The sequence below is a fragment of the Pseudomonas sp. LBUM1673 genome, assembly GCF_059695645.1.
This window is the reverse complement of the sequence record NZ_CP166780.1, coordinates 114,420-139,971: the sequence shown is the minus strand read 5'-3', so window position 1 is coordinate 139,971 and position 25,552 is coordinate 114,420. Positions and strand designations below refer to the sequence as shown.

At 56.7% G+C, this 25,552-nt stretch carries 13 protein-coding genes, 2 tRNA genes, 4 rRNA genes and 1 pseudogene; 10 read left to right on the top strand and 10 right to left on the bottom strand.

The features are described 5' to 3' along the window. Positions 1-14: 14 nt before the first annotated feature. Entirely contained in the window at positions 15-707 is a 693-nt protein-coding gene (gene lapG, locus ACA044_RS00660) for a cysteine protease LapG (protein ID WP_497444713.1), read from the bottom strand. Between the two features lie 198 nt (positions 708-905). On the opposite strand from lapG, the gene ACA044_RS00655 reads away from it, so the two are divergent. The 5 genes from ACA044_RS00655 (at position 906) to ACA044_RS00635 (ending at position 8,203) form a co-directional block, all read left to right on the top strand. Then, a complete protein-coding gene (locus ACA044_RS00655; protein WP_497444712.1) occupies positions 906-1,619 on the top strand; it encodes a GntR family transcriptional regulator in 714 nt (237 codons plus the stop codon). A gap of 954 nt (positions 1,620-2,573) precedes the next feature. Beyond that, positions 2,574-3,350 carry a DUF3050 domain-containing protein gene (locus ACA044_RS00650; RefSeq protein ID WP_497444711.1) on the top strand — a complete coding sequence of 259 codons (777 nt, stop codon included), beginning with the start codon at positions 2,574-2,576 and terminating at the stop codon, positions 3,348-3,350. Then, on the top strand, positions 3,347-4,276 hold the full coding sequence (locus ACA044_RS00645; protein ID WP_497444710.1) for a diiron oxygenase: 930 nt from the start codon (positions 3,347-3,349) through the stop codon (positions 4,274-4,276). The genes ACA044_RS00650 and ACA044_RS00645 overlap by 4 nt, the downstream gene beginning before the upstream one ends. Before the next feature lie 13 nt (positions 4,277-4,289). Next, positions 4,290-7,706, top strand: a complete 3,417-nt coding sequence (locus tag ACA044_RS00640) for an amino acid adenylation domain-containing protein (RefSeq protein ID WP_497444709.1) — start codon at positions 4,290-4,292, stop codon at positions 7,704-7,706. 29 nt (positions 7,707-7,735) lie between these two features. Continuing rightward, positions 7,736-8,203 carry an SRPBCC family protein gene (locus ACA044_RS00635; RefSeq protein ID WP_497444708.1) on the top strand — a complete coding sequence of 156 codons (468 nt, stop codon included), beginning with the start codon at positions 7,736-7,738 and terminating at the stop codon, positions 8,201-8,203. A gap of 154 nt (positions 8,204-8,357) precedes the next feature. Here ACA044_RS00635 and ACA044_RS00630 read toward each other — a convergent pair whose 3' ends face one another. Continuing rightward, entirely contained in the window at positions 8,358-10,238 is a 1,881-nt protein-coding gene (locus ACA044_RS00630) for a methyl-accepting chemotaxis protein (protein WP_497444707.1), read from the bottom strand. A gap of 301 nt (positions 10,239-10,539) precedes the next feature. On the opposite strand from ACA044_RS00630, the gene ACA044_RS00625 reads away from it, so the two are divergent. The 4 genes and pseudogenes from ACA044_RS00625 to ACA044_RS00610 form a co-directional block, all read left to right on the top strand. Next, positions 10,540-11,040: a sigma-70 family RNA polymerase sigma factor gene (locus ACA044_RS00625; RefSeq protein ID WP_008005709.1), complete on the top strand. Its 501-nt coding sequence runs from the start codon at positions 10,540-10,542 to the stop codon at positions 11,038-11,040. Further along, complete coding sequence (locus tag ACA044_RS00620) at positions 11,040-12,053, top strand: FecR domain-containing protein (RefSeq protein WP_497444706.1); 1,014 nt, start codon at positions 11,040-11,042, stop codon at positions 12,051-12,053. Before ACA044_RS00625 ends, ACA044_RS00620 begins: the two co-directional genes overlap by 1 nt. Positions 12,054-12,141: 88 nt before the next feature. Further along, a complete protein-coding gene (locus ACA044_RS00615; protein ID WP_497444705.1) occupies positions 12,142-14,643 on the top strand; it encodes a TonB-dependent siderophore receptor in 2,502 nt (833 codons plus the stop codon). 51 nt (positions 14,644-14,694) lie between these two features. Next, positions 14,695-15,698: pseudogene (locus ACA044_RS00610) on the top strand (PepSY-associated TM helix domain-containing protein); the annotation flags it as partial. Positions 15,699-15,779: 81 nt separating this feature from the next. On the opposite strand, the gene rrf (ACA044_RS00605) reads toward ACA044_RS00610, so the two are convergent. The 8 genes from rrf (ACA044_RS00605) to ACA044_RS00570 all read right to left on the bottom strand — a co-directional run bounded on the left by rrf (ACA044_RS00605) (position 15,780) and on the right by ACA044_RS00570 (position 24,279). After that, a 5S ribosomal RNA gene (rrf, locus tag ACA044_RS00605) occupies positions 15,780-15,895 on the bottom strand. Positions 15,896-16,002: 107 nt separating this feature from the next. Then, a 5S ribosomal RNA gene (gene rrf, locus ACA044_RS00600) occupies positions 16,003-16,118 on the bottom strand. 161 nt (positions 16,119-16,279) lie between these two features. Next, positions 16,280-19,171 (bottom strand): 23S ribosomal RNA (locus ACA044_RS00595). 236 nt (positions 19,172-19,407) lie between these two features. Beyond that, a tRNA-Ala gene (locus ACA044_RS00590) sits at positions 19,408-19,483 on the bottom strand. Positions 19,484-19,513: 30 nt separating this feature from the next. Continuing rightward, positions 19,514-19,590: transfer RNA gene (locus ACA044_RS00585), tRNA-Ile, on the bottom strand. Positions 19,591-19,672: 82 nt separating this feature from the next. Beyond that, positions 19,673-21,211, bottom strand: a 16S ribosomal RNA gene (locus tag ACA044_RS00580). Together the 16S, 23S and 5S rRNA genes with 2 tRNA genes alongside form the textbook arrangement of a ribosomal RNA operon. Before the next feature lie 652 nt (positions 21,212-21,863). Beyond that, positions 21,864-23,084: a CaiB/BaiF CoA transferase family protein gene (locus ACA044_RS00575; protein WP_497444704.1), complete on the bottom strand. Its 1,221-nt coding sequence runs from the start codon at positions 23,082-23,084 to the stop codon at positions 21,864-21,866. 13 nt (positions 23,085-23,097) lie between these two features. Further along, positions 23,098-24,279, bottom strand: coding sequence for an acyl-CoA dehydrogenase (locus ACA044_RS00570; protein ID WP_497444703.1), 1,182 nt, complete (start codon positions 24,277-24,279; stop codon positions 23,098-23,100). 157 nt (positions 24,280-24,436) lie between these two features. Between ACA044_RS00570 and ACA044_RS00565 the strand changes: the two genes are divergently transcribed. After that, positions 24,437-25,336 carry a LysR family transcriptional regulator gene (locus ACA044_RS00565; protein WP_497444702.1) on the top strand — a complete coding sequence of 300 codons (900 nt, stop codon included), beginning with the start codon at positions 24,437-24,439 and terminating at the stop codon, positions 25,334-25,336. Positions 25,337-25,552 lie beyond the last annotated feature (216 nt).

Here is a 25,552-nt window from a genome sequence, read left to right as displayed (position 1 = left end):
CTGAGCGCGTGCTCCTAGTTAGTCGTCTTGACCGGAAAACCTTCGTCCTGCATTTTCTTCAACACATCCTGCCAGCGGGACAGGCGTTTGGTGTCTCCAACCTTTTTGTTGCCCTTGGCACCCGGCAACCACAACCCTTCGGCATTGAAAGAGTAGACCGGCAGCAAATCGGTTCGCTGGTTGGCGGGCTTGATTGCGTCGATCAGGCTGTCGAGCACCAAAGGCATGGCCTCAGGGCTCGAGTAGTAGGTCAGGACCATGTGCGCGCGGTTCAGGCGCAAAGCCTTGACGTAGGTGATGCGCAGCTTGTCGCTGGAGACACCGAGATGGCGCAGGCTGAAATACTTGGCGATAGCGTAGTCTTCGCAATCACCAGCGCCTTTCCACAAGGCTTCGATCGGGGTTTCCCAATAATCGATCTCGTGCCACAGGTCGCTGTCTTCTTCGTAACGCATCTGTTTGTTGAAGAACCGGTTGACCACATTGAGCTGTTCCAGCTCGCCGACCTGCTTTTGCGTGGCCAGCAACTGCTGCCAGGCATCAATGCGCTGCTGCCCTTCACCCAAAGGCCCGTACAATGCCTGCGCACGGCGGCTGATCAGCGAAAAATCCCAGTCGGCATGCAACCCGCCCAGCATGACGCCGGCCAGCAGCAGTGCGCAGCCTAGCCAGCGCAAAGTCCGAGGGATCGCGAAACGTACCGCCAATGCGAGGCATCCAGGGTAGGCAGGTGGAAGTCGGTTGATGGTGTAGGTTAGCCCGGTAAAAGACAATGGCGCGGTGAGATCACTGCCGGCACGCTAGACTTTAGGGTAATGCGATCGTTTGTCCGTTTGACAACCCATCAGCCAGTCACTAGTGTCCATTTGGATCCAATTATTTCAGCCAAACAGGGTGCGTTTGTTGTGACACAGAAGCCCAACCCTCTCAGCAGTATCAAGGTCAACGGGCCGATTCCCGCTCATCTGGCACGCTCAGTGATCGAAGAAACCCTGCGTGCAGCCATTCTCGACGGCCGCATTCCCTGCGGCACCGCCCTGCGTCAGCAAGACCTCGCCGACCTGTTCGGCGTCAGCCGCATGCCGGTGCGCGAAGCCTTACGCCAGCTCGAAGCGCAATCGCTACTCAACGTGGTCGCCCATAAAGGCGCGGTGGTCGCACCGCTGGTTCAGGGCGATGCGGCAGAAACCTATGAGCTGCGGATCCTGCTGGAGTCCGAAGCCTTGCGTCGGTCGATTCCCCTGCTCGAAGCCGTCGATTTCGAACAGGCTGCGCGCTATATCGACGAGCTGGAAACGGAGCACGACTACACCGAGATCGGCCGACTCAATCGCCTGTTCCACATGGCGCTTTACAACAAAGCTCCCAACCAGCGGCTGCTGAGACTCGTCGAAGACGGGTTGAACGAAGAGGAGCGCTTCCTGCGCTTCAATCTGGAAGCCATGGGCCTGGGCAAACTGTCCCAGGAAGATCACCGAGCGTTGTTGCGGGCCGCCGAAGAGCGGGACGTCGAGCGTTCGGTGACGTTGCTCGAACACCACCTCAACCGGGGTGTCGAAGTCATCACGCGCTACCTCGAAGGCCCTGAGGCGCAGCGCAGCAGGAAAGCCTCGAAATAACCCCCCAGCGACAGCCCCGAGCGAGCCCATTGAGCGGCTCGCTTTCGCTATTGAGCTGATCCGCACCTGGATTGCTCGACGAACAAATCTGCTTACTACCCAAATGCCATTTCAGCTGCGACGCGCACTCCGTAGCAGCTGCCGAAGGCTGCGTTCGGCTGCGTAGCAGTCGTAAAATCAGAGATTGCGGTAGTACGTCAGGCAGACCACGTTAGCCGGATTTACGACTGCTACGCAGCCGAACGCAGCCTTCGCCAGCTGCTACGGATCGCATTGCGGCTTAACTGACCGGCATTAGCTTACAACCCCCCCTTTCGTTCATACCGGACCGGTGTGCGGCGACTTCATGCCCACTCCCCCAAAACCCGTCCCCCTCAAACCTGACAATTGCATTGATGGATCTTGCGTCGGGATAGCGACTGCCGTGAATTACGCTCACTCTTGAGCTGCCAACGAATAATGACGGGCGACGCACCGCCCCCGCGGAGCAGTCGACGCATCAAGAACCTACGGAAGGAGTCTTGCCACGGGAAAGGAAGAACCGGCGTCGCTCCCAGCCAACTTCCACCCCCTCAGATCACATTAAAGAACCCAGTAAAAAGTTGCTTTGAGTGAGGCATTCACTCTTTATTTAAATTTCGACTTATATAAGTTGAAAGGAGCAACTACGCCCAAATAAAACTTTATACAAAAGTCTTATTGGCACTTATCGCGCCCGAGAAAGTTAAACTTTCAATTAATTAAAAAAATGACTTGCCCGATACTTTATTCATGTATTAGCTTTTCTCCGCCGCCCATAATCACTGGGCGCAAGGCACTACTTAGCGATTACACACGACTGAAAAGCATCAATTCAATTGAGGCTCCCGTTCGCCAATAGAAAGCTTCAAGCAACCGTCACTTATTGATCAACTCCTTCCTCAACGGTATTCCAGATCACTTATAGGCTCGCTCATGAAACCGACTAAAGACCGTCTTATCCAGAAGAAAGCAGAACTTAGTGCGCACCCGATCTTCTCTGAAATACATTCGTTATCGGTCCTTCAACGCTTCATGGAAACCCATGTGTTTGCGGTGTGGGATTTCATGTCGCTGACCAAGCGTCTGCAACAGGAACTGACCTGCGTTCAACTGCCCTGGCTGCCACCGCGAGACCCACAGGCCGCACGGTTGATTAACGAAATCGTGCTCGGTGAAGAGTCCGATGATCGTCCGGCCCAAGGTCACTACAGTCATTTCGAGCTGTACCTGGATGCGATGCGCGAAGTCGGTGCAAGCACGGTCGCCGTCGAACGCTTCGTGGCGCTGCAAAAAGAAGGCGTGAGCTATGACGTGGCCTTGCAAAGCGTCGACGTCGACCCGGCGGCCGCGCAGTTCGTGCGCCACACCTTGCACACTGCGTTGCATGCGCCGGGGCATAGTGTGGCGGCGGCGTTTCTGCATGGCCGCGAGAGCGTGATTCCGCAGATGTTCCAGCGGATTCTCGACGACTGGGGCATCGGCATCGAACAAGCGCCGACCTTCCGTTACTACCTGGAGCGGCACATCGAAGTCGACTCCGAAGATCACGGCCCGGCCGCGGAAAAGCTTCTCGCACGCCTGGTCGATGGCGATCCGCAGCGCGAAGAAGACGTGTACGCCAGCGCCATCGCCGCCGTGGAAAGTCGCATTGCCCTGTGGGACGGCTTGCGCCTGAGCATGAGCGAACCGGTTGCAGAGGTGAACGCATGAACGCCGCCGACTACCAATCCTTCGCCGACGCTTGGGAGAGTCGCGCGACCATTCGCACCCGCCCCCGGCGCGTACTGGAGAACGACGACAAACTGATCTATCCGCTGAGCCGTCAGCCGCTGGTGCTGAGCGAAACCTTCCTGCGTGAATGCCCGGAACAACGGGACTTCGCCCTGGTGCAGACGCTCTACAAGTTCATCAACGATGTGGTGATTTTCGAAACCGAGATCGTCGACAAGACCGCCCGCAGCATCGCCAAAAACCGCTTCAGCGTGGCGTTCCCGTTCGCCTGTCGCTACGACGCCATGACCGTGGTGGTGGACGAGGATTACCACGCCCTGGTGGCCATGGATTTCATGCAGCAGACCGTCGCCATGACCGGCATCGTGCCGATCGGATTGCCGGATGAAATCGAACTGAGCCGTGCTATTCCAGCCGCCGTGGCGCTCGCACCGGAGCACCTGCGCAGCGCCGTGGAGCTGATCTGCGTGGCCATCGCCGAGAACACCGTGACCGGCGATGTCGCGGCGTTCGCCAAGGACGACACGGTCAAGCAATCGATCAAGGGCCTGATGGCTGACCACTTGCTCGACGAGGGCCGGCACTCCGGGTTCTGGGCGCGGTTGGTGCGCATCTATTGGCACACCGCAAGCGAAGACGACCGCCAGTGCATTGCGCAAATCCTGCCGGTGTTCATCGGCCATTACCTGACCAACGACATCCAGAAGTCCTTCGACTTCCGCTTGATCGACGCCTTGCAGATCAGCGACGCGGCGCGTCAGGCACTCAAGAGCGAAGTGTCGGGGCTGGCCTTCCCGATCAATCGCCATCACCCGCTGGTCGCCAACATCGTGCGTTTTTTCCGCAGCAGCTCGCTGCTCGATTCACCGTGCGTGCAAAGCGCTCTGAGCGACTACCTGGTTTAACGAGGAGAACATCATGAGACGTCTCGATATTTTACTCATCGGGCAAAGCCAGGCCCTGACCGACCTGACGCTGGAACTTGAACAACACGGTCATTCACTGGCGCGGCTTGTGAATCTGGAGGAGCTGGCGCCAAGCACGTTTGATTTGCTGATCGACGATGCAAGCCTGCCGTTTCGGGACTTCGGCGATACACCGCGCCTGATGCTGCAGCTGGGTGTCGGCGTGCCGGACACCTCAGGCCTGCCACCGCTGGACCTGCTGTGCACGTACAACTCGACACCGCTGACTCGTGTGCCGGTCGCCGAAGAGTTGTCCGGCAACGGCCAGGCATTGCGCCTGCGCGTGGTGGCCGATCTGGTCGATCACGTGGCACTGCTGGTCAGCCGCTTCTCCCGGGATGCCGACTATTTCCTGCTGGCCAAGCCGATGGCTTGCGCGCACTTTGAGCAGGTGGAAAGTCTGCTGTTCTTAGAGCACCTGGCCTTCGTCCATCAGCTCAACACCACGGCTGAACCCTGGCTACTGCAACTGGGCCAGATCCCGATGATCGAACGGCTTGAACAGCGCTTCATCCAGTCTGCCGAGCGTCCGGCGTTGAACATCGCCGGCACGTCGCTCAGCTATCGGCAATTGCACGCCTACAGCCGCGCCATCCAACAGCGTTTGCAACCGTTGCTCGATCAGCATCAAGGACCGTTGGTGGTCGGGATCTGCCTGCCAAAATGCAGCGCGTTGTACGCAGGAATTCTGGCGATCCTGGGCAGCGGCGCGGTGTACCTGCCGCTGGAGCCAAGTCATCCGCTGCAACGTCAGCAGTACATTCTGGAAAACGCCGGGGCGGTGTTGTTGCTGCATGACGGAGTACACCCGCTCAGCGAGACGATGCCGGGGCTGGACATCAGCCGTATCGACATCGGCGACGTGAACCTCGATCAACCCTTGATGCGCCAACGACCCAATCTCGACGCGCCGTGCATGGCGCTCTATACCTCGGGCACCACGGGTCACCCCAAAGGCGTGTTGCTCAGCCAGGCCAACCTCGCACACTTCACCGCGTGGTACGCCGACTACGTGCAACTGACCGAGCAGAGTCGGGCGTTGCAGTTTTCATCGTTGAGTTTCGACTCGTCGCTGATCGATATTTTTCCGACGTTGCTCCTGGGCGCCGAGCTGATCGTGCCCAACGAGGACCAGCGTCGCGACCCGTTGCAACTGGTCGAGCTGATCCGCCACCAACAGCTCAGTCACGCCTTTCTGCCACCGGCGTTGTTGAGCATCCTGCCACTGGATCAGTTGCAGGTCCTCGATCATGTGATGACCGGGGGTGATGTTTGCGAACCCTATGTGATCCAGCAACTAACCCGCCAAGGCAATCTCTACAACCTCTACGGCCCGACCGAAGCCACGGTGCTGATCACCGCGCGGCAACTGCGCCCCGGCGACAGCAACCGGACCCTCGGCGCGCCGATTGCCAACAGTCAGGTGCTGATCCTCGATGAGGACTTCCAACCGGTGACCGAGCAATCCGTCGGTGAGTTGTACATCGTCGGTCCGGGCGTGTGCCTGGGTTACCTGAACAACCCGCAGCAGACTGCCGAACGCTATCTGAACCTGAGCCTGCCGAACGGCCAGAGCTTGCGCGCCTACCGCTCCGGCGACATGGCCAAGTGGACCCCCGACGGGATCGAGCTGTGTGGACGGCGAGACAATCAGGTGAAAATTCGTGGTTTTCGGGTCGAGCCGGAAGAAATCGAACGCTGCCTGCGCGACAGCCAGCAATACCGTCAGGTGGCGGTGGTCATCGACCGTCATCGACGGATTCTGGCCTTTCTCGCGCAACCTCAGGAAGAGCAACCCGGTGCTGCTAGCGAAGCCTTGAAAGCCCACGCGATGCAGTTTTTGCCGGACTATATGCAGCCCACCGCCTGGACCGAACTGGCGAGCATGCCGTTCGCCAGCAACGGCAAGGTCGATCGCAAAGCGCTGCTGGAACTGCCCGTCAATGTGACCGAAAACAGCCAACGACGTTTGCCCGCCAGCGCCGATGAAGCGCTGCTGCTGGATATCTGGGCCGAACTGCTGGAGCTACCCGCCAGCGACATTTCCACCGATGAAAGCTTCTTCAACCTCGGGGGGCACTCGATTCTGCTGTCGCGCATGCTCCTGCGTTTGCGTGAGGAGTTCGGCCGCAGTATCTCGATCAACCGCTTCATCGAACTGCCGACGATTGCGAAGCTGGCGACCTTGGTGCGCGGCTCCGGGACCGAGGAAGTACTGAGCGAAAAAGCCCTGGCCGATGCCTTCCGCGAACTGAATATCGATCCGTTGCCGGTCAGCCGAATGGGCGATGTGCACAAGGTGATCGTCACCGGCGCCAACAGTTTTGTCGGTGTTCATATCGTCGAAGCGCTGCTGGCCTGGGGCGCCAGCGAAGTGGCCTGCCTGGTGCGCGATGGCGGCGGGCAATCGGCGGCGCAACGCTTCGCTCAGGCGTTGCGGGAAAACCGCCTGGAGCATCTGGATCTGGACCGGGTGCGGGTTTACGCGGCGGACATCACTCGTCCGCAACTGGGGCTCAGTGCAGAGGTTTACCAACGACTGGATCGCGAGTTCGGCGCGCTGGTACACAACGCCGCCAACGTCAATCACGTCCTCGATTACGAGTCGTTGGCGCGGGACAACGTCGAGCCGATTTTCGAGTGCCTGCGTTTGTGTGAAGGGCGCAGCAAGAAGATCTTCAACTTCGTCTCGACGCTCTCGGCGTCCAGCACGATTTCCGACGATGGCCGGGTGCTGGAATTGCCCGCCGCGCAGACACCGCCGATCTACATCAAGAACGGCTACAACCTGTCTAAATGGGTCGGCGAGCGGATCCTCGAACGGGCGCGGGAGCGTGGGGTGCGGGTCAATCTTTATCGCCCCGGCAACATCAGTTTCAACAGCCTCACCGGCGTCTGCCAGCCCCACAAGAATCGCTTGATGCTGATGCTCAAGGGCTCGATCCAGCTCGGCCAGGTGCCGGAGTTCGCGCTGAATTTCGACCTGATGCCGGTGGATTTTCTCGCCCGTTTCATCGCCTTCCACGCCAGCCGTTACCAGGCCGAAAAAGCGGTGTTCAACCTGCACAACCCCGAGCCCCTGAGCTGGGATTCCTACGTGGCGTCATTTCGCGAGGCCGGTCGGGAGTTCGCCATGGTCAGCGTCGCCGACTGGCAGCAGCAACTGGGTCGGGTCGACAGCGACAACGCGCTGTTTGGCGTGCTGGGTTTCTACCTCAACGGCTTCGAAGAAGACATCGGCGACATCTCGATGATCGGCCACGACAACGCCCAGGCCGGCGTCCGGCAGATGGGCGCGCACTATCCGGAAAAATCCCCGGCGCTGCTGCGGCGCGGCTGCGACTACCTCAAAGAAATCAACTTCATCTGATTCACCCTAACCCTGCACGGAGCAAAACCATGAATACTCTGCAACCCGATACCCTGATCAAAAATCCTCAAGGCTGCCACGTCGTGTCTTCGGTGGAAGTACCGGCCGATGCGGCGCAAGTCTGGGCGGTGGTCGGCAATTTTGCCGGCTTCGATCAATTCATTCCGGCGCTGTCGCACATCGAGATGACGGGCGAAGGCGTGTCGTCGCTGCGCAAGAAATTCTTCAAGGATGGCAACCTGGTGGTCGAGCAACTCAACTCCCGGGACGACCAGGCGCTGAACATGACCTGGACGACGATCTACAACACGCTGGGCGTGGCCAATTTGTGGGCGGCGATGAGTGTTGAATCCTTGGGCGCAGGCAAGTCGCGGGCGACCTGGACCATCATCGCCGAACCGACCCAGGGCGGTGCCGAAGCCCTGCCGGGGTTCAAGGATTTCGTTCAGGGGTTTGCCGATGATGCGATGGGGAATGTGTTGAAGCTGTTTGTGTAAGGCTTCGGTTCGGCGGTGACTGATGCACCGCTATCGCGAGCAGGCTCGCTCCCACAGGGTTCTCAGTCGTTCACAAATGTTGTGATCACTGAAAATCCCATGTGGGAGCGAGCCTGCTCGCGATTGAACGATAACGCGGTAAAACTGACCTCAATCAGATTTTGAAGCTATCCACCAACTGCTTCAACCGATTGGCCTGCTGGGACAGCGCATCGCAATCCTTCAACGTTTCATTGAGGTTGGCCACGCTCTGCTGGTTCAGCAGGTTGATCTGATTGACGTCGACGTTGAGGGTTTCCACCACGGCAGTTTGTTCTTCGGTCGCCGCGGCCACCGATTGGTTCATGCCGTCGATTTCGCCGATGCGCTGGGTCACGCTGACCAGTCGCAGGCCGGCCTGGTTCGCCACTTCGACGCTCTGTTCGCTGGACACCTGACTGGCGTTCATGGTGGTCACCGCTTCGCGAGAACCGATCTGCAGCGAACTGATCATCTTGTGGATTTCTTCCGCCGACTCCTGGGTGCGATGAGCCAGGTTACGCACCTCGTCCGCCACCACCGCAAAACCACGACCGGCCTCACCGGCACGGGCCGCTTCGATGGCCGCGTTGAGCGCCAGCAAATTGGTCTGCTGGGAGATGCCTTTGATCACATCGAGAATATGACCGATGTTGTCGGTGCTCGCGTTCAGGGTTTCGATCTGCGTGCAGGACAAGCTGATTTTTTGCGACAGCTCGGTCATGGCCAAGATGGTTTTTTCCACCACCTGACGACCGTCATCGGCCTGCTCGCTCGCGCCGCTGGCGTGTTGCGAAGCATCGGCGGCGTTGCGGGCGATTTCCTGAGTGGCGGCGCCCAATTGGTTGATCGCCGCGGCCACGCTGTTGGTGCGGGCGCTTTGTTCGTCGGAGCCGATGATCGAAGCGTTGGACGATGCCATCACCCGTTGCGACAGGTCATGAACCTGACGGGTCGCCGAGGACACTTCGGAAATCGACGCGTGAATCCGCTCCACAAACTGGTTGAAGGAACCGCCCAACTCGCCGAACTCATCTTTGCCTTCTACAACCAGACGACGGGTCAGGTCGCCCTCGCCCTGAGCGATGTCCTGCATCGCACGGCCCATCGTGGTCAGCGGACGCATCAGCACATTAATCAGCAGACTCAGCAGCACCGCAATGGCGGTCACGGCGACGAACATCGCAATCAGTGCCGAGGTGCGGAACTGGCTCAGTGGTGCGTAGGCCTTGGCCTTGTCGATCGACAGACCGATGTACCACTCGGCATTCGGCAAACCACTCACCGGCGTGAACGAGAGAATGCGGTCCTGCTTGTTCAGTTCTACTTCCTGAATGCCTTTCCCGATACGGACGCTGGAACCCGGATAGATGTCTTTCAGGTTCTTCATCACCTGATCCTTGTCCGGACTGACGATCACTTGACCGTCGGCGCTAACGAGGAACGCGTGACCGATGCCACCGAAGTCCACCGAGTTGATGATCTTCACCAGGGTTTCCAGACTCAGGTCGCCGCCGACGACACCCAGCAGTTCGCCTTTCTTTTTCACCGGCATGGCGATGGTCACCACCAGCCCACCGACCGCGGCCATGTAAGGCGGAGTCAGCATGGTCTTGTCGGCGACCACAGCTTGCTTGTACCAGGGGCGCTGACGCGGATCGTAGCCGTCCGGCATCTTCGCGTCAGGGCGCTGGGTGAACACACCATTGGCCTGCCCGACGTAGGTGAACTGGAAGTTCGAGGTGAGGGCGGGTTGATCGACCAGCCCCGGCAAATCGGCATTGACGCCTTGATGAGCGACGTTCTGCGCGAGGTTTTCCAGGATCAGCACGCGGCCGCTCATCCAGTTCTGCACGCTGCTGGCGGTCAGATCGCCGGCTTGTTCAACAGAGGATTCGAGGTTTTGCCGAATGGTGTTTCGCTGCAGATAGTCGTTGTACAAAGTGAACAACGCAAAAGCCAGCACCACGACGCCTGAAGCGGCCAGCAGGATTTTATGGCTGAACTTGAGATTCATTTCATGGCACTTCTTATGCAAAAGGGGGGATGCGTTCCGGGTTGCAACATTCCATGTAACAGCGCAGACGGCATTCTGGGGCCGCTCTACTTTGGTGCACGCATGTCTCATCAGTCTGTCGGCACGAGTGGGAGAAAACTTAGGGGGTTTGTACGAAACCTGTCAGTTACCCGCCGAACGGCGTCTTAGAGCGCCCGCGCAGCCTTGTTTATCAATGGTGCATGAACGGCAGTTGCAAATCTTTCGACCCTTGATGACAATGCGACTAATTATCATTTGTGATGTTCGGGCTGTCGCGTTCATGTCCTCACCTGAGTTTGCAGTACAGGCGCTTTACAGCAGCCATCACGGGTGGCTCAACACGTGGCTGCGCGCTCGATTGGGCAATGCGGCCGATGCGGCAGATCTGGCCCAGGACACCTTTGTCCGTCTGCTGCAAAGAACCGAACGCCTGGAACTCAAGGCTCCACGCGCTTTTCTGCGAACCATCGCCCGCGGTCTGGTGATCGACCATTGGCGTCGCGAGGAAATCGAGCGCGCGTACCTGGAAACCATCGCCCATTTGCCCGAGGCCGAAACCCCGAGCGCCGAGGCGCGGGCATTGGTGCTCGAATTGCTGGAAAGCATCGCCCGCATGCTTGAGGGTCTGAAGCCAAAAGTGCGTCAGGCGTTTCTGCTGGCCCAATGCGAAGGACTTACCCACAAGCAGATCGCCGAACATATGGGATTGTCCCTGCGTTCGGTGGAGCGTTATGTGGCCGACGCGCTGTATCACTGCTACGTGTTGCGGTATGAAGCGTGATGCCTGTGGATAACTCAGCGCTGAACCATCGCAGCGAGCCCCAACAGCAGGTGGTCAAACAAGCCATCCACTGGCTGCTGCGCCTGCGTAGCAACGCGACCAATTCCAGACTGCGCCAGCAATGCGACGTCTGGCGCGCGGAACACTATGAACACGAACTGGCCTGGCAACGGGTGCAGTCCCTGCAAGCCGAGTTGAGCAGCAATCTGCGTGCGGTACCCGGCGCTCAAGTCGCCTTCAATACCTTGGAAAACAGCGCACAGGGACTCGGACGGCGCCAGGCATTGAAGCTGCTGTCGGGTGCGTTGCTGATGGGTTCGGCGGCGTGGCTGGGCAAGGATACGATCGGCTGGCAACAGTGGACCGCCGACTTCGCCACCGCGACAGGCGAGCGACGTGGTTTCCAATTGCCGGATGGCACACGCCTGGAGCTCAACACCGCCAGTGCGGTGGATCTGGACTACACCGCGCAGCAGCGTCTGATCAAACTGACTCGCGGCGAGATCATCGTGACGTGCGGCGGGGCGAACGAGGGCTCTTCGTTTGATCAACCGTTGCGGGTACAAAGCCGCCACGGCGTGTTCGAAGGGGTGGCCGCGCGCTTCATCGTTCGTCAGGACGCCGACTGCACACGGCTCAGCGTCACCAGCGGCATGATCGCGATCCAGTCGCCACGGGCTGCCGACGGACTGCCGATTCAGGTACAGGCCGGGCAGAGCTATCTGATCGATCGCAGTCGAGCGCAGCTGGCACCGCCCCAGGACATGGATGCCGGCGCCTGGGTCGACGGCCTGATCGTCACTCGCAACATGCGCCTCGGGGATTTCATTAATGAAGTCGGGCGTTACCGGCCCGGGTATCTGAGCTGCGCGGCGGACATTGCCAACTTGCGCCTGTCCGGGGTTTTCCGTCTCGAAGACACCGACAGGCTGCTGGCCATCCTGCCGCAAACCCTGCCGGTGCAACTGCGCTACCGCACTCGCTGGTGGGTGACGCTGGAGCGACAGGCCTAAATTATTTTTGGCGGGTTTTCCGAACCAGTCCGGCTTAGTCAGTAAGCACTTCAACTCTGCCTTCAGCGACTTCCTACGGAAACCTACAATGACTGTGCGCGCCATCAGTAAGAGTCCTCTCCATTTTGCCGCAGAATCAGGCGTCTTGCGCCATGCCATCCGCGCGGCACTGTTCTCGACCGCCTTGGGTGTCGGCCTGGTGCCCACACTTGGCGTTGCAGCACAGGGCAGCGAGACCAGTAGCCACCGCTACAATATTGCCGCTGGCCCCTTGAGCGATGTGCTCAACCAATTCGCGCGTCAGGCAGGGATCACCCTGTCGACGACTCCGGCTCAGACTCAGGGACTTCAGTCGCCGGGATTACAGGGCGACTATTCAGCGGATCAGGCGTTGAGTCATTTGCTCAATGGCACGGGGCTTGTTGCCGTCAGTCAGGATGGCAGCAGCTATGTGCTGCGGCCCGTCGCTGAAACCGAAGCCCTGGCACTGCCCACCACCGACATCAAAGGCTTCGCCCTGGGTAATGCGCTGGGCAGCATGGATGGCTACAACGCGACTCACAGCCAGATCGCCACCAAGACCAGTACCGCGCTACTGGAAACCACGCAAAGCGTGTCCGTGGTAACCCGCGAGCAAATGGACGACCAGGGCTCGCAAACCGTCTCCCAGACGATGCGCTACACACCGGGCGTGCTGACCAATCCTTATGGCGCGACCCACCGTTATGACTACGTGGCAATGCGCGGTTTCAACGACGGCTCGGTGGATAACATCTACCTCGACGGCCTAAAGTCCATGGGTGACAGCGGCACCTATAGCACCATGCAGGTGGACCCGTATTTCCTCGAACGGGTCGATATTCTCAAAGGGCCGTCGTCGGTGCTCTACGGTCGCAGCTCACCGGGCGGGCTGGTGGCATTGACCAGCAAGAAACCGTTGTATGAGCCCTATCACCAGGTCCAGGCCACGGTGGGCACCCAAGGCCAGCGCGGCATGGGTTTTGACTTCAGCGGGCCGGTGGATGATGACAAGCGTATTGCCTATCGCCTGACAGGGTTGTCGGATCAGTCCGACACACAGTTCGATCACAACAAGGAAAAGCGCTTCGCCTTGGCGCCGACGGTGAGCATCGATTTCACCGAAGATACCTCGCTGACCCTGCAAGCCTATCTGCAACACGACCCTGACGGCGGCTATCACGGCGGCGTCCCGGCCGATGGCACGATCCATCAGCGCAACGGCAATCGGATCTCTCCAAACTTCTTCGAAGGCGAGCCGGGCATTGATGGTTTCCAGCGTGACCAGCAGTCCTTCGGTTATCAGTTCGAACACCGCTTCAACGACGTCTTCACCGCGCGGCAGAACTTTCGTTATCTCGACTCCAAGGTGAAGATCGATCAGGTTTACGCCTATGGCTGGACCACGCCCACCAGTAACGAATTGAACCGCTATTACACCGGCGGCGACGAAAAGCTCCACGCGTTTATCGTCGATAACATGCTGCAAGCCGAGTTCTTCACCGGCGCAACCAAGCACACCGTGCTGATGGGCGCGAACTACCAACGACGCAAGACGGTGGTCGACTGGACCAGCGGCGGTCTTGCGCCGATCGATGGGTTCAATCCGGTGTACGGCAATTCGGCCATCGACTTCTACAGCCCGATCAGCTATCTGCGTCGCCTGGAACAGACCGGCGTCTACCTGCAAGACTTGATCGAGATGGATAAGTGGCGCTTCTCCCTGGGTGTGCGTCAGGACTGGGTCGAAACCTCCGATGAAAATCGGCTGGCTGAAGCTGGACGCCCCGTGGGCACGGAAATCAGTGACAAACGCACCAAGCTGACAGGGCGAGCCGGGGCGTTGTACCTGTTCGATAACGGTATCGCGCCGTACATCAGCTACTCCGAGTCGTTCAACCCGAACTCCTACGCGGACAGCGCCGGCAATCCTCTGGCTCCCACCGATGGCACCCAATGGGAAGTGGGCCTGAAGTACCAGCCACCGGGCACTGACAACCTATTCACGGCGTCGCTGTTCCGTATCGATCAGGAAAACCTGGCCACCAAATTGCCGCAGGAAAACTTCTATCGTGCTGTAGGCGCCGTCCGCTCCCAAGGTCTGGAACTGGAAGCGCACATGCAGCTGACCGACAACCTGAAAGTCCTCGGCAGCTACACCTTCACCGACATCGAGTATTCGAAGTCGATGATCAGTACATTGAGCACCGCAACCGACGTGATCGAGAACAAGGGCAACTCGCCGACTCAGGCGCCACGCCATATGGCCTCGGTATGGGCGGACTACACGTTCGACAGCGCAGCGCTTGACGGTCTGCGTCTGGGCGGCGGCATGCGTTATGTAGGCTACAGCTGGGCCGACGCGGAAAACACCCTGAAGGTGCCGTCCTACACACTGTTCGATGCGTCTGTCGGCTATGACCTGGGGAAGGTGGGCTTGAAAGGCGTGGACGTGCGTCTGAATGCGAACAACCTGACCAACGAGTCCTACGTGGCGTCCTGTGCCAGCCTGAACTTCTGCTACCTGGGCGAAGAACGCAACGTCGCCGCCACGGTGAGCTACCAGTTCTAATCACCCGTTAATACGACAAAGCCAGCACCTGAATCCAGGGGCTGTGGCTTTGTCGTCTCGCTGCAAACGGAACATCCGAAACTGCAAGTCTGGTACATGGAGTACCCGTCAGAACCGGGTCATACCGCGTTGCTGGCTGCGGTAGCGCGCAACGACCCTGCGACCGGAAACCTTTTGCCGAACCCAATCAGGTGTTCTATCTGGATCCGGTCAATGGCGAGCAGATGGGGCAGCGGTTCTGGGGGGAGTGCTGTTTTCAGCGTGAGAACTTCATCCCGTTCATTCTTGAATTTCACTACAACCTGGTCCTGCCGGATAACTGGGGATTGTTGTTAATGGGACTGGTCGCAATCGCTTGGGTTGTCGATTGTGTCATTGCACTTTGGCTAACGCTTCCACGAGGGAAACCGTTCTGGAAGAAGTGGTCGACGGCCTGGAAGATCAAAGGCGGACATGCCTGCCGGCTGAATTTTGACCTGCATCGGGCGGGTGGTTTGTGGCTGTGGTTATTGCTGTTGCCGATCGCTGTCAGCAGTGTCGCCATGAACCTGCCGAGCGAGGTCTTCAAACCTGCCGTTTCATTGTTTTCGCCGATTGAACCGAGCGTCTATGAGTTCCGCGGGCGCATGCCTGCCGAGGAATTAGGCGTTACGCGGCTGAGTTATCAACAGGCTTATGAACGTGCGTTGCAGGAAGGGCAAAGACTGGGACTGACAGCTGCGATCGGAGAGCTGTATTACAGCTTTGAGTACAACTTTTATGGGGCGGGGTTTGGACAACATTATACCAAGGCCCATGGAAAGTCCTGGCTGTTCTTCCACGGCACGGACGGGCGTTTGTTGGGACAGGAAATCGCAGGCCAAGGCACCTTGGGGGAGCGCTTTTATCGGCTGCAATTACCAAGACACGGAGGGCGGATCACTGGGTTCACCGGACAAGTCATGATCGCGGTGTTAGGGGTTTTGATTGCTGTATTGTCGGTGACGGGAATCTATATCTGGTGGCGCAAGTTGCTGGCCCGAAGGAGTAGCCAGACACGCAAGAACTGGAGCTGACCCGTTCCGAATTGAAGTTTCCATAAGCCCAGAAAGACAAAACCCCTGTCTGCATAAGCAGACAGGGGTTTCGGAATTCAATCTTGACGATGACCTACTCTCACATGGGGAAACCCCACACTACCATCGGCGATGCATCGTTTCACTGCTGAGTTCGGGATGGGATCAGGTGGTTCCAATGCTCTATGGTCGTCAAGAAATTCTGTGACCAGCCCGTTACAGCGGTAACGTGCCAGCAAAATCGGTGACTTCTACTAAAACAAAACCCCTACCTGCATACGCAGATAGGGGTTTCGGAATTTAATCTTGACGATGACCTACTCTCACATGGGGAAACCCCACACTACCATCGGCGATGCATCGTTTCACTGCTGAGTTCGGGATGGGATCAGGTGGTTCCAATGCTCTATGGTCGTCAAGAAATTCGGTAGCCAGCTCGTTTTCTCTTGCGAGATCACGCTCCAGCGAATGGGTATGCGATAGATTTGGTGTTTCGTGAGTGTCACAAACTTTCGGTTCGTTTCGTCTTCACACACCGCAATCTGGTGCCCGTTCGGGTCAACAAATTGCTTGGGTGTTATATGGTCAAGCCTCACGGGCAATTAGTATTGGTTAGCTCAACGCCTCACAGCGCTTACACACCCAACCTATCAACGTCGTAGTCTTCGACGGCCCTTCAGGGGACTCAAGGTCCCAGTGAGATCTCATCTTGAGGCTAGTTTCCCGCTTAGATGCTTTCAGCGGTTATCTATTCCGAACATAGCTACCCGGCAATGCCACTGGCGTGACAACCGGAACACCAGAGGTTCGTCCACTCCGGTCCTCTCGTACTAGGAGCAGCCCCTCTCAAATCTCAAACGTCCACGGCAGATAGGGACCGAACTGTCTCACGACGTTCTAAACCCAGCTCGCGTACCACTTTAAATGGCGAACAGCCATACCCTTGGGACCGGCTTCAGCCCCAGGATGTGATGAGCCGACATCGAGGTGCCAAACACCGCCGTCGATATGAACTCTTGGGCGGTATCAGCCTGTTATCCCCGGAGTACCTTTTATCCGTTGAGCGATGGCCCTTCCATACAGAACCACCGGATCACTAAGACCTACTTTCGTACCTGCTCGACGTGTCTGTCTCGCAGTCAAGCGCGCTTTTGCCTTTATACTCTACGACCGATTTCCGACCGGTCTGAGCGCACCTTCGTACTCCTCCGTTACTCTTTAGGAGGAGACCGCCCCAGTCAAACTACCCACCATACACTGTCCTCGATCCGGATAACGGACCTGAGTTAGAACCTCAAAGTTGCCAGGGTGGTATTTCAAGGTTGGCTCCACGCGAACTGGCGTCCACGCTTCAAAGCCTCCCACCTATCCTACACAAGCAAATTCAAAGTCCAGTGCAAAGCTATAGTAAAGGTTCACGGGGTCTTTCCGTCTAGCCGCGGATACACTGCATCTTCACAGCGATTTCAATTTCACTGAGTCTCGGGTGGAGACAGCGCCGCCATCGTTACGCCATTCGTGCAGGTCGGAACTTACCCGACAAGGAATTTCGCTACCTTAGGACCGTTATAGTTACGGCCGCCGTTTACCGGGGCTTCGATCAAGAGCTTCGCGTTAGCTAACCCCATCAATTAACCTTCCGGCACCGGGCAGGCGTCACACCCTATACGTCCACTTTCGTGTTTGCAGAGTGCTGTGTTTTTAATAAACAGTCGCAGCGGCCTGGTATCTTCGACCGGCATGAGCTTACGGAGCAAGTCCTTCACCCTCACCGGCGCACCTTCTCCCGAAGTTACGGTGCCATTTTGCCTAGTTCCTTCACCCGAGTTCTCTCAAGCGCCTTGGTATTCTCTACCCAACCACCTGTGTCGGTTTGGGGTACGGTTCCTGGTTACCTGAAGCTTAGAAGCTTTTCTTGGAAGCATGGCATCAACCACTTCGTGTTCTAAAAGAACACTCGTCATCAGCTCTCGGCCTTGAAATCCCGGATTTACCTAAGATTCCAGCCTACCACCTTAAACTTGGACAACCAACGCCAAGCTGGCCTAGCCTTCTCCGTCCCTCCATCGCAATAACCAGAAGTACAGGAATATTAACCTGTTTTCCATCGACTACGCTTTTCAGCCTCGCCTTAGGGACCGACTAACCCTGCGTCGATTAACGTTGCGCAGGAAACCTTGGTCTTTCGGCGTGGGTGTTTTTCACACCCATTGTCGTTACTCATGTCAGCATTCGCACTTCTGATACCTCCAGCAAGCTTCTCAACTCACCTTCACAGGCTTACAGAACGCTCCTCTACCGCATCACCTAAGTGATACCCGTAGCTTCGGTGTATGGTTTGAGCCCCGTTACATCTTCCGCGCAGGCCGACTCGACTAGTGAGCTATTACGCTTTCTTTAAAGGGTGGCTGCTTCTAAGCCAACCTCCTAGCTGTCTAAGCCTTCCCACATCGTTTCCCACTTAACCATAACTTTGGGACCTTAGCTGACGGTCTGGGTTGTTTCCCTTTTCACGACGGACGTTAGCACCCGCCGTGTGTCTCCCATGCTCGGCACTTGTAGGTATTCGGAGTTTGCATCGGTTTGGTAAGTCGGGATGACCCCCTAGCCGAAACAGTGCTCTACCCCCTACAGTGATACATGAGGCGCTACCTAAATAGCTTTCGAGGAGAACCAGCTATCTCCGAGCTTGATTAGCCTTTCACTCCGATCCACAGGTCATCCGCTAACTTTTCAACGGTAGTCGGTTCGGTCCTCCAGTTAGTGTTACCCAACCTTCAACCTGCCCATGGATAGATCGCCCGGTTTCGGGTCTATTCCCAGCGACTAGACGCCCTATTAAGACTCGCTTTCGCTACGCCTCCCCTATTCGGTTAAGCTCGCCACTGAAAATAAGTCGCTGACCCATTATACAAAAGGTACGCAGTCACCCAACAAAGTGGGCTCCCACTGCTTGTACGCATACGGTTTCAGGATCTATTTCACTCCCCTCTCCGGGGTTCTTTTCGCCTTTCCCTCACGGTACTAGTTCACTATCGGTCAGTCAGTAGTATTTAGCCTTGGAGGATGGTCCCCCCATATTCAGACAAAGTTTCTCGTGCTCCGTCCTACTCGATTTCATGACCAAGAGATTTTCGCGTACAGGGCTATCACCCACTATGGCCGCACTTTCCAGAGCGTTCCGCTAATCTCAAAGCCACTTAAGGGCTAGTCCCCGTTCGCTCGCCACTACTAAGGGAATCTCGGTTGATTTCTTTTCCTCAGGGTACTTAGATGTTTCAGTTCCCCTGGTTCGCTTCTTAAGCCTATGTATTCAGCTTAAGATACCTAACTTATGTTAGGTGGGTTCCCCCATTCAGACATCTCCGGATCAAAGTCTGTTTGCCGACTCCCCGAAGCTTTTCGCAGGCTACCACGTCTTTCATCGCCTCTGACTGCCAAGGCATCCACCGTATGCGCTTCTTCACTTGACCATATAACCCCAAGCAATCTGGTTATACTGTGAAGACGACATTCGCCGAAAATTCGCGATTAAACTCACAAATTTTACCTTAGCCTGATCCACCACCAGTGAAAGTGGCGTTCAGTCTATCTTTCTATCACATACCCAAATTTTTAAAGAACGATCTAGCAAAAGACTAGAAATCAACATTCACCATCATCACAATGGAATGCTCATTTCTAAGCTTTCAACAACAGAAGCAGTTAGTGGTGGAGCCAAACGGGATCGAACCGTTGACCTCCTGCGTGCAAGGCAGGCGCTCTCCCAGCTGAGCTATGGCCCCGTATTTCTACAGGCGTTTCCCACACAAAATTGGTGGGTCTGGGCAGATTCGAACTGCCGACCTCACCCTTATCAGGGGTGCGCTCTAACCAACTGAGCTACAGACCCAATTTCGGGCTGCTTCTTATCGTCTTCTTCAATGAATCAAGCAATTCGTGTGGGAACTTATGGAGCAGCTGATGTCGTCGATTAAGGAGGTGATCCAGCCGCAGGTTCCCCTACGGCTACCTTGTTACGACTTCACCCCAGTCATGAATCACACCGTGGTAACCGTCCTCCCGAAGGTTAGACTAGCTACTTCTGGTGCAACCCACTCCCATGGTGTGACGGGCGGTGTGTACAAGGCCCGGGAACGTATTCACCGCGACATTCTGATTCGCGATTACTAGCGATTCCGACTTCACGCAGTCGAGTTGCAGACTGCGATCCGGACTACGATCGGTTTTCTGGGATTAGCTCCACCTCGCGGCTTGGCAACCCTCTGTACCGACCATTGTAGCACGTGTGTAGCCCAGGCCGTAAGGGCCATGATGACTTGACGTCATCCCCACCTTCCTCCGGTTTGTCACCGGCAGTCTCCTTAGAGTGCCCACCATTACGTGCTGGTAACTAAGGACAAGGGTTGCGCTCGTTACGGGACTTAACCCAACATCTCACGACACGAGCTGACGACAGCCATGCAGCACCTGTCTCAATGTTCCCGAAGGCACCAATCCATCTCTGGAAAGTTCATTGGATGTCAAGGCCTGGTAAGGTTCTTCGCGTTGCTTCGAATTAAACCACATGCTCCACCGCTTGTGCGGGCCCCCGTCAATTCATTTGAGTTTTAACCTTGCGGCCGTACTCCCCAGGCGGTCAACTTAATGCGTTAGCTGCGCCACTAAGAGCTCAAGGCTCCCAACGGCTAGTTGACATCGTTTACGGCGTGGACTACCAGGGTATCTAATCCTGTTTGCTCCCCACGCTTTCGCACCTCAGTGTCAGTATCAGTCCAGGTGGTCGCCTTCGCCACTGGTGTTCCTTCCTATATCTACGCATTTCACCGCTACACAGGAAATTCCACCACCCTCTACCATACTCTAGCTCGACAGTTTTGAATGCAGTTCCCAGGTTGAGCCCGGGGATTTCACATCCAACTTAACGAACCACCTACGCGCGCTTTACGCCCAGTAATTCCGATTAACGCTTGCACCCTCTGTATTACCGCGGCTGCTGGCACAGAGTTAGCCGGTGCTTATTCTGTCGGTAACGTCAAAACAGATACGTATTAGGTAACTGCCCTTCCTCCCAACTTAAAGTGCTTTACAATCCGAAGACCTTCTTCACACACGCGGCATGGCTGGATCAGGCTTTCGCCCATTGTCCAATATTCCCCACTGCTGCCTCCCGTAGGAGTCTGGACCGTGTCTCAGTTCCAGTGTGACTGATCATCCTCTCAGACCAGTTACGGATCGTCGCCTTGGTGAGCCATTACCTCACCAACTAGCTAATCCGACCTAGGCTCATCTGATAGCGCAAGGCCCGAAGGTCCCCTGCTTTCTCCCGTAGGACGTATGCGGTATTAGCGTCCGTTTCCGAGCGTTATCCCCCACTACCAGGCAGATTCCTAGGCATTACTCACCCGTCCGCCGCTCGCCACCAGGTACAAGTACCCGTGCTGCCGCTCGACTTGCATGTGTTAGGCCTGCCGCCAGCGTTCAATCTGAGCCATGATCAAACTCTTCAGTTCAAACATCTTTGGGTTTTGAGAAAACCCTAAACTTGGCTCAGCAATCGTTGGTTACATCTTTGATTTCTCGCGGAGTAACTTGTGATGCTGATAATCTTGTTGACTATCAGTCTGACTCCACAAGCACCCACACGAATTGCTTGATTCAGTTGTTAAAGAGCGGTTGGTTAAGATCTTTCGTCTCAACCGAGGCGCGCATTCTACAGCAGCCTCTGTTACTGTCAAGCGGTTATTTTCAGAAGTTTTCAAAGTTTCGCTTGGAAATCCTTAACAACTTCAACCACTTGCGCTTCCGATCTCTCGTTAGCGGGAGGCGAATTCTACAGCGTTACTCGCTGCTGTCAACACCTCTTTTTCTCCGCTTTCGACCGAGAAGATCGAACCGTTAAAAGAGCCAAACAACACTGCCCTTTCAACTCCTTCTGGCTTCGATGAACTGAAGCGTAACCGCTGTCGAAAACTGCGTAACTCTTTGTTTACCAAGGAGTTTTCCGTTTCGACTGCGCCGGAAGTGGGGCGAATTATAGACTTCCAGAATCTGCCGTCAACCCCTAATTTTGCTTTTCTATCCATAACTTGCGAAAAGCCGAAAAACAGCGCTTTTCCCTTCTATATAGGAGAGCAAAACTACTCCTCTATATAGAAGGAATCCTCAGAGCACTCCAGACTCCTTGAACGCAGCAACGACGCCGGCATCCAGACCCAACACCCGCTGCAGAACCTCCAGCGTGTGCTCGCCCAATAAAGGAGGCGCACTACGGTACTCCACCGGGGTCTCGGACAGACGTATCGGGCTCGCAACCTGCGGCACCATCCCGGCCAAAGCATGGGGCAGCTCAATAGCCAACCCACGCGCCTGAACCTGAGGATCGGCAAACACCTGAGCCAGATCATTGATCGGCCCGCACGGCACCCCTGCGTGCTCCAGCTGCGCCACCCACTCAGCAGTAGTCTTGAACACGGTTGCCTGGCGGATCAGCGGAATAAGCTCTGCTCGATTTGCCACCCTTAACTTGTTGGTCGCAAAACGCGGATCATCCGCCCACTGCGGCTGACCAGCCACTTCCGCAAACTTGCGGAACTGCCCGTCGTTACCCACCGTGAGGATGAAGTCGCCATCTGCCGTAGGAAAGTCCTGATAAGGCACGATATTCGGATGAGCGTTGCCCAAGCGCTTGGGCGCATTGCCTGTAGTCAGGTAGTTCATCGCCTGATTGGCCAGACAAGCCACCTGAACATCCAGCAATGCCATATCAATATGCTGACCGCCACCTACATGATCCCGATGAGCCAGGGCCGCCAGGATCGCTACCGTCGAATAAAGGCCAGTCAAAATGTCCGTCAACGCCACCCCGACTTTCACCGGGCCAGCGCCCTCATCCCCCTCCGGACGACCAGTCAGACTCATCAGGCCACCCAGGCCCTGGATCATGAAGTCATAACCCGCACGCTTGGCATATGGACCGGTCTGGCCAAATCCAGTGATCGAGCAATAGATCAGCTTCGGATTAATCACCTTGAGCGACTCATAGTCCAGCCCATAAGCCGCCAGGCCACCGACCTTGAAGTTTTCGATGAGGATGTCCGACTTCGCCGCCAGCTCTCGAACGAGCTGCTGTCCTTCTGGCCGTGTGAAGTCGATGGTCACTGATTGCTTGTTGCGGTTGGCGGACAAGTAATAGGCCGCCTCGCTGGTGTTCTCGCCATAGGCATCTTTAAGGAACGGAGGCCCCCAGGCGCGCGTGTCATCGCCATTGCCCGGGCGCTCGACCTTGATGACTTCGGCGCCAAGGTCCGCCAGGATCTGCCCGGCCCAAGGCCCGGCAAGCACCCGCGATAAATCCAGTACCCGTAGATGCGAAAGCGCGCCCATGACCGTTCTCCTATTAATAGAACGCCTGGATGCCGGTCTGCGCGCGACCGAGGATCAGCGCGTGGACGTCATGCGTACCTTCATAGGTATTCACCACTTCCAGGTTGACCAAGTGGCGAGCGACACCGAACTCATCGGAGATACCGTTACCACCCAGCATGTCGCGCGCCATGCGGGCGATATCAAGGGATTTGCCACAGGAATTGCGCTTCATCATCGAAGTGATTTCGACCGCAGCAGTACCTTCATCTTTCATACGACCCAGACGCAAACAGCCTTGCAGCGCCAGAGTGATTTCGGTCTGCATGTCGGCCAGCTTCTTCTGGATCAACTGCGTGGCCGCCAATGGACGCCCAAACTGCTTACGATCCAGGGTGTACTGACGAGCGGTGTGCCAGCAGAACTCGGCAGCGCCCAGTGCGCCCCAGGAAATGCCGTAACGCGCCGAGTTAAGGCAGGTAAAAGGACCTTTCAAGCCCCGGACATCCGGGAAGATGTTCTCTTCAGGGACAAACACGTTGTCCATGACGATCTCGCCGGTGATGGATGCACGCAGGCCAACCTTGCCGTGAATCGCCGGAGCGCTAAGGCCTTTCCAGCCCTTCTCCAGAACAAAACCACGAATATCGCCCGCGTCGTCCTTACCCCAAACCACGAACACATCGGCGATCGGGCTGTTGGTGATCCACATTTTGCTGCCGGTGAGGCTGTAGCCGCCTTCCACTTTGCGTGCACGAGTAATCATCGCGCCCGGGTCGGAACCGTGGTCGGGCTCGGTCAGACCGAAACAACCGATCCATTCACCCGAAGCCAGCTTCGGCAGGTATTTCTGCTTCTGTGCTTCGGTACCGAATTCGTTGATCGGCACCATGACCAGCGAGGACTGCACGCTCATCATCGAGCGATAGCCGGAGTCGACACGCTCGACCTCACGGGCAATCAGACCGTAGCTGACATAGTTCAGGCCGCTGCCACCGTATTGCTCAGGAATGGTTGCCCCCAACAGACCCACTTCACCCATCTCGCGGAATATCGCCGGGTCGGTCTTCTCATGACGGAAAGCTTCAAGAACACGCGGTGCGAGCTTCTGCTGAGAAAATTGCTCGGCGGTATCGCGGATCATGCGTTCTTCTTCAGTGAGCTGTTGATCCAGCAGCAGGGGATCGATCCAGTTGAAGCTAGCTTTACCGCCCATGAGTGAGTCCTCTCGATTCGGGTCAAATAACGTGGATTGATCCTAGGCCCGGCTCGATGTAACGGCAAACGAGGATTTTGCATACTGTTGTGCTAATTTCTCACTCCGAAACATCGCAAACCGACCTTGCCGCGATGTATTAGTGAGGTTGATGTACATGCGTAGGAAGATTCCCAGTACAACGGCCCTGATCAGCTTTGAAGCGGCAGCGCGCCATGAGAGCTTTACCAAGGCCGCCCAGGAACTTTCCCTCACACAGGGAGCGATTTGCCGACAGATCGCCAGCCTTGAGGAATTCCTCAGCGTCGAACTGTTCCGACGCTCGCGGCGCGGAGTAAAGCTGACGGAGGCCGGGCTCTCCTACAGCCGCCGGGTGGCCACCCAGCTCGACGCAGTTGAACGCGACACCTTGTCAGTGATGGGCCAGCAAGGCGCCAACATGATCGAACTGGCGGTGGTTCCGACCTTCGGCACTCAATGGCTACTGCCGCGACTCAGGGACTTTCAGAACAAACACCCGGAAGTGACGGTCAACCTCACCAACCGTACGCGCCCCTTCCTGTTTGCCGATACCGACTTCGATGCCGCGATCTATTTCGGCGACGCCGACTGGCCAGGTACCGAATCCCACCGGCTAATGGGCGAAAATCCGATGCCGGTGTGCAGCCCAACGTTATTGGGTAAAAAAACGAACCTCAGCCCCGGTGAAATCGCCGAACTGCCCCTGCTGCAACAGACCACACGCCCTTATGCCTGGCGCCAGTGGTTCAACTTCCAAAACCTGAATATTGCGCGAGACATGACAGGGCCGCGTTACGAGCTATTCTCCATGCTTGCTCAGGCTGCGATGCACGATATGGGGATCGCGCTGATCCCACCGTTCCTGATTCAGCGCGAATTGGCAGAGAAACGCCTGGTGATTGCCAACACCCAGGCACTATCGAGCATCAAGGCCTACTACCTGATGATTCCTGAGCGAAAGATCGAATCAGCCTCTTTAAAGGCATTTCGCGATTGGCTGGTAATTCAAGCACAAAGCTACAACCTAGAAGGATAACGGCTCAAACCAATTAGCTGACCCCGTAGTCAACAAAGTGAAAGCACTACAGATATACGTATTTGTCGCATATTGGCAGACTGTACCGAGGAACCGAACAAACGTCCCACAAAGCCCTAAATACGTGGCCTTGAGCCTCTATTGGCAAGCAATGACACCTTATTCACCGTGCCGATGTGCAAATTCTTGAATTTTTTACGAAATCCTTACAAGCCA